This is a genomic window from Pectobacterium polonicum (assembly GCF_005497185.1).
Classification (GTDB): domain Bacteria; phylum Pseudomonadota; class Gammaproteobacteria; order Enterobacterales; family Enterobacteriaceae; genus Pectobacterium; species Pectobacterium polonicum.
The window spans coordinates 513,514-522,842 of the sequence record NZ_RJTN01000001.1; the positions used below are offsets into that span (position 1 = coordinate 513,514).

The 9,329-nt window shown below is 45.5% G+C and carries 8 protein-coding genes and 1 pseudogene; 6 read left to right on the plus strand and 3 right to left on the minus strand.

Annotated elements, in window-relative coordinates; genetic code table 11:
• Nucleotides 1-14 precede the first annotated feature (14 nt).
• The 3 genes from hepT to EDI29_RS02290 all read right to left on the minus strand — a co-directional run bounded on the left by hepT (nt 15) and on the right by EDI29_RS02290 (nt 2,498).
• Nucleotides 15-434 (minus strand): type VII toxin-antitoxin system HepT family RNase toxin, encoded by a 420-nt coding sequence (gene hepT, locus EDI29_RS02280; RefSeq protein ID WP_137739530.1) that lies wholly within the window; start codon nt 432-434, stop codon nt 15-17.
• Entirely contained in the window at nt 431-814 is a 384-nt protein-coding gene (gene mntA / locus EDI29_RS02285) for a type VII toxin-antitoxin system MntA family adenylyltransferase antitoxin (RefSeq protein WP_137739531.1), read from the minus strand. The genes hepT and mntA overlap by 4 nt, the downstream gene beginning before the upstream one ends.
• A 97-nt stretch (nt 815-911) precedes the next feature.
• Nucleotides 912-2,498, minus strand: a complete 1,587-nt coding sequence (locus EDI29_RS02290; RefSeq protein WP_137739532.1) for a TerC family protein — start codon at nt 2,496-2,498, stop codon at nt 912-914.
• 730 nt (nt 2,499-3,228) lie between these two features.
• Between EDI29_RS02290 and wecA the strand changes: the two genes are divergently transcribed.
• The 6 genes and pseudogenes from wecA to EDI29_RS02320 all read left to right on the plus strand — a co-directional run.
• On the plus strand, nt 3,229-4,326 hold the full coding sequence (gene wecA / locus EDI29_RS02295) for a UDP-N-acetylglucosamine--undecaprenyl-phosphate N-acetylglucosaminephosphotransferase (protein ID WP_137739533.1): 1,098 nt from the start codon (nt 3,229-3,231) through the stop codon (nt 4,324-4,326).
• Between the two features lie 117 nt (nt 4,327-4,443).
• Nucleotides 4,444-5,580: a polysaccharide export protein gene (locus tag EDI29_RS02300; RefSeq protein WP_137739534.1), complete on the plus strand. Its 1,137-nt coding sequence runs from the start codon at nt 4,444-4,446 to the stop codon at nt 5,578-5,580.
• An 8-nt stretch (nt 5,581-5,588) separates the two neighbouring features.
• Nucleotides 5,589-6,023, plus strand: a complete 435-nt coding sequence (locus tag EDI29_RS02305; protein ID WP_137739535.1) for an arsenate reductase/protein-tyrosine-phosphatase family protein — start codon at nt 5,589-5,591, stop codon at nt 6,021-6,023.
• A 63-nt stretch (nt 6,024-6,086) separates the two neighbouring features.
• Complete coding sequence (wzc, locus tag EDI29_RS02310; protein ID WP_241664880.1) at nt 6,087-8,210, plus strand: tyrosine-protein kinase Wzc; 2,124 nt, start codon at nt 6,087-6,089, stop codon at nt 8,208-8,210.
• 89 nt (nt 8,211-8,299) lie between these two features.
• Nucleotides 8,300-8,431, plus strand: a pseudogene (locus EDI29_RS22925) (ISAs1 family transposase); the annotation flags it as partial.
• A gap of 466 nt (nt 8,432-8,897) precedes the next feature.
• Nucleotides 8,898-9,329, plus strand: a 432-nt coding sequence (locus EDI29_RS02320; RefSeq protein WP_137739537.1) for a polysaccharide biosynthesis protein, incomplete at its 3' end; no start/stop codon positions are given.

The window sequence follows — 9,329 nt, forward strand, 5'->3', positions numbered from 1 at the left end:
TTAGGCTATGTGCTCTAAAGGTGCTGGCTGTCGCTGTACCGGGCTATTTGTTTGATAAAATGCTCAAAATCGCTTAAACGATGGGAAATGACGTGAATGACAATATCCAAGTTAAGTGCCTGATAGTCATGTACGGCAATATTTCTTAATCCCACCATTTTTTGTAAATTGTCAGACAGATCAATGGTAATTATCTGATTGGCGGAGAGAAGCGCGAAGCTATCCCGGCTGCTCTGTGGTATGCCTAGTTTCTTGATACGGATAAGGTAATTAGCGATATCAATAGCGGCCTCGCAGGCACGCTGTATGTTAAGTATGACGGAATCTTGCTTGGTGAAGTTTTGACGAAACCCTTCCTCAGTATCGAATTCCTCACGAATACGACGTAGGCATCTTTGTATGGTGCTGCTTTTGTTGAGCAAGATATCTGTCATGCTTTTAGATCCTGATTAAAGCTACGAATGATATCCGCACGCTCTTTTTGCAGATGCTGGTACATTGAAAGTGTTGTCATTTCAAATTCTCCCGCTGCGGTTTCCGCATCATAAAGCAGCTTGCCGTTACGAACGATCTCCATTTTTAATACCGTTGAGGCCTGCAATAAATCGACAAGATCGACATCACGTCCCATTGCTTTTGCTAACTGATTAGATAACTCCCAGCGTTCAACGGGAGCTAATGTTCTCGTCGCCATGATGGCGATATCAATATCGCTGTCTGCTCTGGCGTTGCCCGTTGCCTGAGAGCCAAAAAGGTAAACCATCCTGATGTCGGGAATCTGTTTTTTCAGCGTTGAAACGATCTCGTCGAACATATAATAGCTCCGGTTTTACGATTATCTTATTGTCTGACAGAATTGCTCGAACATCAATTTATAGCCAGTCAGGAAAGGGGGGAAGATAAGTCATTCATCACACTTCAAAATCAGTCTGTGGTTCATCGTTTGGTGTGATGCGAACTTCCACAATACGGTGGCTTTCTACCGCCAAAATAGTGAACTGATAACCATCGATTGATAGCGTATCGCCCACCTGTGGAATTCGCTGCGCGTGCTCCATCAGCAGCCCTGCCAACGTGTAGTATTCACGCTTTTCGTCCAGCGTCAGCGGAACATACATCGTCAGATCTTCCAGCGGAATATAGCCATTTACGGTCCAACTGCCATCATCATTCTGTTGGATGCTGTGGCGAGCATCGCGATCTTCTCCTTCGCGCGGTAAGTTGCCCGCGATGGTTTCCATCACATCACTTAATGTGACAATCCCTTCCATTGAACCGAACTCATCAACGACAAACGCAAAATGTGTTCTTCCTTCTCTAAACTGCTCCAGCGCTTGTAAAAGTGAGAGTTGCTCAGGAAAAACCAGCGGCTGACGGATCAGAATGCGCAGGTTGAATGGTTCGCGATTTAGCTGCTGCTGGAGTAAATCGGCAACATTGATGATGCCCAGTGGTTCATCAGATGTATTACTGTCGGTGACCACGAGTCGGGAATGCTGGTTGCTTGTTAACAGCTTGGCGAGCACATCCTGCGTAATATCCAGCTCAACTGACTCGATATCATGCCGCGACGTCATAATACTGCTAATGGTCCGCTGAGCCAGTCCCAATACCCGTTTTATCATTCGGCGTTCCTGAATATTGAACACCTCCCTGCCTGCCCGAGTGTTATCTGCAATCATCGACGAGGTTTGATTGTCTAGCTCGGCTTCTTCATGATTGCCGCGTAAAATACGCAAAACTACTTCGGCGGTGCGTTGGCGTAGCGGAACGGAAGAAGAAAGAAAGCGTCGACGGTTAAACAGGGACACCTGATTCAACATCTCAATCAATACCGAGAAACCTATCGCAGCGTAGAGATAGCCTTTGGGGATGTGGTAACCAAACGCGTCCGCCACCAGACTGAAACCAATCATCAGTAGGAAGCTGAGGCATAGGATAACGATGGTCGGGTGTTCAGCGACAAAGCGGGTCAGTGGCTTGCTGGCCAGCAGCATAAGGAAAATAGCAATGGTCACGGCGGACATCATGACCAGCAGGTGATCGGTCATGCCAACGGCGGTAATCACGGAGTCCAGTGAGAATATGGCGTCCAGTACCACAATCTGCGCCACTACCGGCCAGAAACGCGCACCTTTACGCTGAGCCTGCTGCTCCTCATCTTTTCCTTCTAGTCGCTCATTGAGCTCCATAGTGGCTTTAAAAAGTAGAAATAATCCGCCAACCAGCATGATGACATCTCGAGCGCTGAATGTGTGCTCAAGGAACGTGAAGAGAGGGGTAGTCAACGATACCAGCCAGGAAATGGACGTCAGCAGGCCCAGTCGCATAATCAGGGCAAGTAACAGACCGACGACTCTTGCTTTATCGCGTTGCTCTTTTGGGAGTTTCTCAGCCAGAATGGCGATGAAGATAAGATTATCAATGCCCAGAACCAGTTCCAGGACAACCAGCGTAGCCAACCCGGCCCATATTGTTGGATCAGCGATCCACTCCATAGCTATTTTTTCACCTTTAAATGAAGATAACCTTGATAGCGTATCAGGGCGTGCACAGATGAACCAGAATTTGCGAGGATATTCTTCAGTATGCGGTGCTGTGCGCAGAAATTATGACGTATTTTTGTCCGTTTTTTATATGCAGAATGTCAGATTAAGGTTGGCTAATGTTAAAAAAATCCCATTATCGACCTTAAACAAAATTTTATGCTGTATAGCGGGGATACAGGTCGTAACATTTGATCATGCCATGTATCCGAGCATAGAATACTGCGCTGCTGCTAATCTCCACACAATCATGTGGTTTTACATCTTGAGCAGCCATTTTTATGACTGAAACAAGCTGAGTTTATTCTTTTAGTCGGTTTTTTATACTTATGGAGGTTGTGCCACAATGGATGTTCATAGTCTTATTCCTAAAAACCCCGCCCTAAACATCTTGTTCTTGTGCTCCCACTTGAGTGGTCAATACTATGTTAGTTCTTTGGGCTAAGTCAGACCTTTTCACATTGAGGATATGGTTTGCCTAATGTATCTGTTGTCACAAGGGTATCCGGTTGACGGTATACTCTATCTGTACAATAAAAATCATAACAAATATGTAACTTAACGCTTTAAAATTTAAACCACAGGACAGGGGCCGTACTTTGATAGTGCGTTGGTAGCTACAAGCCAAGGGCGGTAGCGTGCCTGACGCATAAACATACAACGGTTAATGATGGTGTAAAAAATGCAAGAATTCATAGTGATCTTTCTAAGCGCTTTTGCCGCACTTTTCTTAGCAAGAAAAGCGGCAATTCGTGTTGGTTTAGTCGATAAACCGAATGTACGTAAAAAGCATCAGGGGCATATTCCCCTTGTTGGTGGCGTATCTATTTATCTATCTCTATGGGTCTTGTATGTATTGCAACCAGAGTGGTTACCTGATTTCTCTCTGTATATGATTTGTGCCACCGCGCTTCTGGTGGTTGGTGTGCTGGACGATCGTTTTGATCTTCCTGTGTTACCTCGCGTGGGGTTACAAGCGACTGTAGCTGGGTTAATGATGTATGCAGGGTTGTACCTGGAGACATTGGGACGCGTTCTCTTCGGGTATGAACTTTTCCTCGGTATCTTTGGCTATACGGTGACATTATTTGCGGTATGGGGAGCCATCAATGCCTTCAATATGGTTGATGGCATTGATGGTTTGCTGGGGGCACTATCCTGCGTGACGTTTGGCGCGCTTGCTATCGTGTTCTACCTTGGTGGTCATCATGAATTAGCGCTATGGAGCGTGTGCCTGTTGGCTGCAACGTTGCCTTATATCCTCCTTAATTTAGGTATATTGTGGGGGCGGAAATTTAAGGTATTCATGGGTGACGCCGGCAGTACGCTGATCGGTTTTACGGTGATATGGTTACTGATGCTGGCGACGCAGGGAGAAAATGCGGTGATTCATCCAGTCACCGCGCTCTGGCTTATCGCTGTTCCGCTCATGGATATGGTAACAATTATGGTTCGCCGTATTCGGCGTGGCGATAGTCCGTTTAAGCCAGATCGAGAACATTTGCACCATATCTTAATGCGTGCAGGCCTGACGCCACATCAGGCGTTGGTCGTTATTCTTCTTGCGGCGATGCTATTTTCCGCTATCGGTATTTTAGGTGAGCGTATTGGTGTCGCTGAGTCTATTATGTTTAGTGTATTCCTCATGGCTTTCTGCGGTTATTTCTGGATGATCAGTCGTATATGGCGTGTGTTGACATGGTTTCGTAGAGCAACTCGAAATCCACACGCTAGTGTAACGAGCGTTGATAAAACGGGCACTACGCCGTTAAAACGGTAAATTGCTAGTGTTTTGTACCGTAGACCATGGGTTCGTCTAATAATTTATTCTCTATAATGATGGGCTATTTTGTAGGGATTTGCGCAATATTCAATCAAGAGCGATGGCATAGACAGGATGATAAAGCACAAACGAAAATTGATGCCCTTGATGGTGTCGGTAGCGCTACTCAGTGGTTGTACTCTGGTTCCTGGTTCCCACCTTTCTACTAGCGGTAAAAATGTGGTCGAACAGCAAGATGCGGATTTTAATATCGACAAACTGGTCAATGTTTACCCGTTAACGCCTTATTTAGTCGAAAAAATGCGCCCTAAACCGCTGATAGCACAGACGAACCCTGCTCTGGAGAAAGAATTGCAGGGTTACGAATACCGTATCGGTATTGGTGATGTCATTATGGTGACCGTGTGGGATCACCCTGAATTAACAACACCAGCAGGGACATACCGCACTGCGGCAGATACGGGTAACTGGGTACATTCCGATGGTACGATTTTTTATCCTTACATCGGCAAGGTTAGCGTTGCAGGCAAAACGGTCACTGAAGTGCGCGATCAGATCATGGGGCGCTTAGCACAATACATCGAGTCACCGCAGGTGGATGTGAGCATTGCGGCTTTCCGTTCACAGAAAGCGTATGTAACGGGTGAAGTGGCAACATCGGGGCAGCAACCGATTACCAACGTGCCACTAACAGTGCTGGATGCGATTAATCGAGCGGGTGGCCTGACGGAAAATGCCGACTGGCGTAATATTGTGTTGACTCACAATGGGAAGGAACAGCGCCTCTCCCTTCAAGCGCTGATGCAAAACGGCGACCTTTCACAAAATCACCTCCTCTATCCTGGCGATATCCTCTACATTCCCCGTAATGACGATCTAAAAGTGTTTGTGATGGGAGAAGTCAAAAAACAAAGCACGCTTAAAATGGATCGCAGTGGCATGACGTTGACCGAAGCGTTAGGTAATGCTGAGGGGATGGATCAAACCTTTTCTGATGCCACGGGGATTTTTGTGATCCGCTCGCTGCGGGGGACGCAAGGCCCGAAACTAGCTGACATCTACCAGCTTAATGCCAAAGATGCCACTGCGATGGTGATGGGCACGGAGTTCCAACTTCAGCCGTATGACATTGTGTATGTCACCACCGCGCCTCTCGTTCGCTGGAACCGCGTTATCAGCCAGCTTGTACCGACGATTTCCGGTTTTAACGAATTAACCGAAGGGACGTTGCGTATTCGTAACTGGCCGTAGAGATCATTATGTTTGATTCAATTTTGGTGGTGTGTGTGGGTAATATTTGCCGTTCCCCAACTGGAGAACGGCTGTTGAAACAAGCTTTGCCGACGAAAAGAATCGCTTCTGCTGGATTAGGTGCCTTGGTAGGAAAGCCTGCTGATACAATGGCAACCGAAGTAGCAAATCATCATAATCTTTCTCTCGAAGGGCATGAGGCACAGCAGCTAACGTCAACCTTATGCCGCCAGTACGACCTGATTCTGGTGATGGAGAAAGGCCACATTGACGGAGTAAGCCGCGTCGCACCGGAGGTGCGAGGTAAAACCATGCTATTTGGCCACTGGCTAAATCAGCAGGAAATTACCGACCCCTATCGTAAGAGCCGAGAAGCATTTGAATTCGTTTACTCACAACTTGAGCAGTCTGCGCAAAAATGGGTGCAGGCGTTAAATCGTTAATCGTCAGAGAATCCGATGACAGAGAAAACTTCAGTAAAAGTATCTGAAACCCATTCAGATTAGATCGATTTAGGGCGTTTATTAGGGACATTGCTGGATAACCGCTGGTTGATTATTGGTGTAACTGCGGTGTTTACCGTACTCGGCATTATGTATGCCATGTTAGCTACGCCAGTTTACAAAGCCGATGCGCTGATTCAAGTGGAGCAAAGTTCCAGTAATTCGCTATTAAATGATATTTCCAGCATGTTGCCGGATGCCAAGCCACAATCAGCTGCGGAGATTGAACTGATCAAATCCCGTATGGTGATTGGCAAAACGGTGAACGATTTGGCGCTGGATATTAGCGTTCAGCAAAAATATTTCCCTTTGGTGGGTAAAGATATTGCGCGGTTAGCGGGCAATGAACCAGGAAAAATAGCCGTGTCCCGCCTTGATGTACCTGCATCCTGGCAGGATGAGGTATTGTCACTTGAAGTGTTACCCAATCAGCAATATGCCGTGGAAGCGGGTGACGCAGTGAAATTCACGGGTACGGCTGGACAAGTAGAAAATCATAATGGTATCACGTTACTGGTCAGTGATATTGCTGCTGAGCCGGGTACTGTTTTTCGTATTCAAAAGCTGAATCAATTAACGGCGATTAATAGTTTGCTGGATAATTTCGCGGTCGTGGATAAAGGCAAAGACACAGGGGTATTGGCGCTTAGTCTGGAAGGTGACGATCCGGCACTTACTACAAAGATATTAAGCAGCATTAGCCAGAACTATCTGCAACAAAACGTAGAGCGTAAATCGGAAGAAGCAGGCAAGAGCCTGGAATTCCTGAAAGAGCAACTTCCTAATGTACGCAGCTCACTCAATGAGGCAGAAAATAAGCTTAATCAGTTTCGGCAAGAGAATGAATCCGTCGATCTTTCCTTAGAGGCGAAAGCGGTACTGGATACCACCGTAGCGGTTGAAGCGCAGTTGAATGAACTGACCTTTAAGGAAGCTGAAATTTCGAAACTGTATACCCGCGAACACCCCGCCTACCGTGCCTTAATGGAAAAACGCAAAACGCTGGAACAGGAACGAGATAAGCTCAACAAACGCGTAGGCGCAATGCCGAAGACCCAGCAGGAGATTTTGCGCTTAACACGGGATGTGCATGCAGGACAGGAAGTGTATATGCAACTGCTGAACAAACAGCAGGAGCTTAGCATTAACAAAGCCAGTACGGTGGGTAACGTCCGAATTGTTGACAATGCGGTGATTCAGCCGAAGCCAGTAAAACCGAAAAAGCCACTAATTGTACTTCTAGCTATGTTTTTGGGTGGAATGGCATCGACGGCTTTTGTGGTGTTGAAAACGCTATTACACAAAGGGATTGAAAGCCCAGAACAGCTGGAAGAGTTGGGAATAAACGTGTATGCCAGCGTGCCGCTTTCTGAATGGCAGCAAAAGAAAGACCGGGCTTTACTGGGTAAGAAGAGTAAGAAAGGTAATACACGAGCAACAGACCTATTGGCTGTAGGGAACCCGGCAGACCTGGCGATTGAAGCGATTAGAAGCCTGCGTACTAGCCTGCATTTTGCTATGATGGAAGCAAAAAATAATGTGCTGATGATATCTGGTGCTAGCCCAGCTATTGGTAAAACCTTCGTCAGCGCAAACCTCGGGGCGGTGATTGCGCAGTCTGGGCAGCGTGTATTGATTGTTGACTGTGACATGCGCAAAGGCTATGCCCATGAGTTGATGGGTACTGATGGAACCAATGGCCTGTCAGACATTTTATCTGGGCAGTGCGATGTGATAAAAAGCGTGCGAAAAACCGCTGTAGAAAATATGGAATTTATTCCCCGTGGGCAGGTACCACCGAATCCTTCAGAATTGTTGATGCACAGCCATTTTGCGGAGTTCATTAAGTGGGCAGGTGAGCATTATGATCTGGTGCTGTTAGATACGCCACCAATTCTGGCTGTAACAGATGCTGCTATTATTAGCCGCCATGCAGGTACCTCGCTCCTTGTTGCACGTTTTGAGATGAATACGCTGAAAGAGATTGAAGTCAGTATTCGTCGTTTCGAACAGAATGGTGCGGAAATTAAAGGTGTGATCCTTAACGCGATTGTTAAACGAGCGGCGAGTTATTATGGGTATGGTAATTATAATTATTATACCTATGACTATAAGTCTGAGAAATAATATAATAAGGCCTGTGGAATTTTCATTTCCATGGGCTTTTATATTGGTGGTTAAAATAAGTGATGCATTATGAATGACTGTGCAAGATCATCGTGACGATTGATGCGATGGCCTGCCAGACCAAGATTGCCAAGGCTATTATGAGCAAAGGTGGCGATGATTTATTGGCAGTTAAGGGCAATCAAGGTAAGTTAGCGGTAGCGATACAGGCCTCTTTTACCCCACATCACCGCGCTCCAATTGACAGAGACACATCTCAAATTGAGAAGCAGAAAAGCCTAGTAGAGGCACGCACTCACAGGGCGTCCGCATGGGTGATTTTTTTTTGCTCGATATGTGCAACCCACAATCTAAATTGTTCTGGTGACGCTTCTGTTTGAAGATTAATCATGCAAGTAACGGTTAAATAGCTTTGCATAATAGCGCTACACTTGTTGATAATGCCCCCCCGCCAGTACTGGCCTCGCATGGTGGGAAGTGAAGCATCAATGTGCGAAGCTATTTAATTGCTGATCGTCATTCATTCAAAAAATATTCGTGATCTTGCCCTGTAATCCGGGCTGAGTTCCTTCCAAGTGATCTATTATTTTGCGAAGTTATTTAGCAGCAATGAATAAGTAGACTGATTTTCTATGCATATGATGATTATTGAAAATCAAATATATTAACTAGTGACTGGATTTAATAATGGATAATATTCTGCAACTGATCGGGCGTACTAAAGAATTATTTATAGATGATGTGTCAGCTAATGAAACCGAATTAAAAAAAATAGTCTCATCATCACGATTTTTAGTTCTTGGTGGTGCCGGTTCTATTGGGCAGGCTGTAACAAAAGAAATTTTCAAAAGAAATCCGAAAAAAATTCATGTTGTTGATATTAGCGAAAACAATATGGTTGAATTGGTTCGTGATTTACGGAGTTCATTCGGATATATTGACGGTGACTTTCAAACGTTCGCTCTTGATATTGGCTCTATTGAATATGATACATTTATCAAAGCGGATGGACAATATGATTATGTATTAAATCTCTCAGCATTAAAACATGTCCGTAGTGAAAAAGATCCATTCACTTTAATGCGTATGATTGAAGTCAATATACAGAATACAAATAAA

Bases quoted from the DNA above. Each gene is read 5' to 3' on its own strand.
- EDI29_RS02305 (WP_137739535.1), top strand. From the start codon at position 5,589: ATGTTTGATTCAATTTTGGTGGTGTGTGTGGGTAATATTTGCCGTTCC.
- EDI29_RS02300 (WP_137739534.1), top strand. From the start codon at position 4,444: ATGATAAAGCACAAACGAAAATTGATGCCCTTGATGGTGTCGGTAGCG.
- hepT (WP_137739530.1), bottom strand. From the start codon at position 434: ATGACAGATATCTTGCTCAACAAAAGCAGCACCATACAAAGATGCCTA.
- mntA (WP_137739531.1), bottom strand. From the start codon at position 814: ATGTTCGACGAGATCGTTTCAACGCTGAAAAAACAGATTCCCGACATC.
- EDI29_RS02290 (WP_137739532.1), bottom strand. From the start codon at position 2,498: ATGGAGTGGATCGCTGATCCAACAATATGGGCCGGGTTGGCTACGCTG.
- wecA (WP_137739533.1), top strand. From the start codon at position 3,229: ATGCAAGAATTCATAGTGATCTTTCTAAGCGCTTTTGCCGCACTTTTC.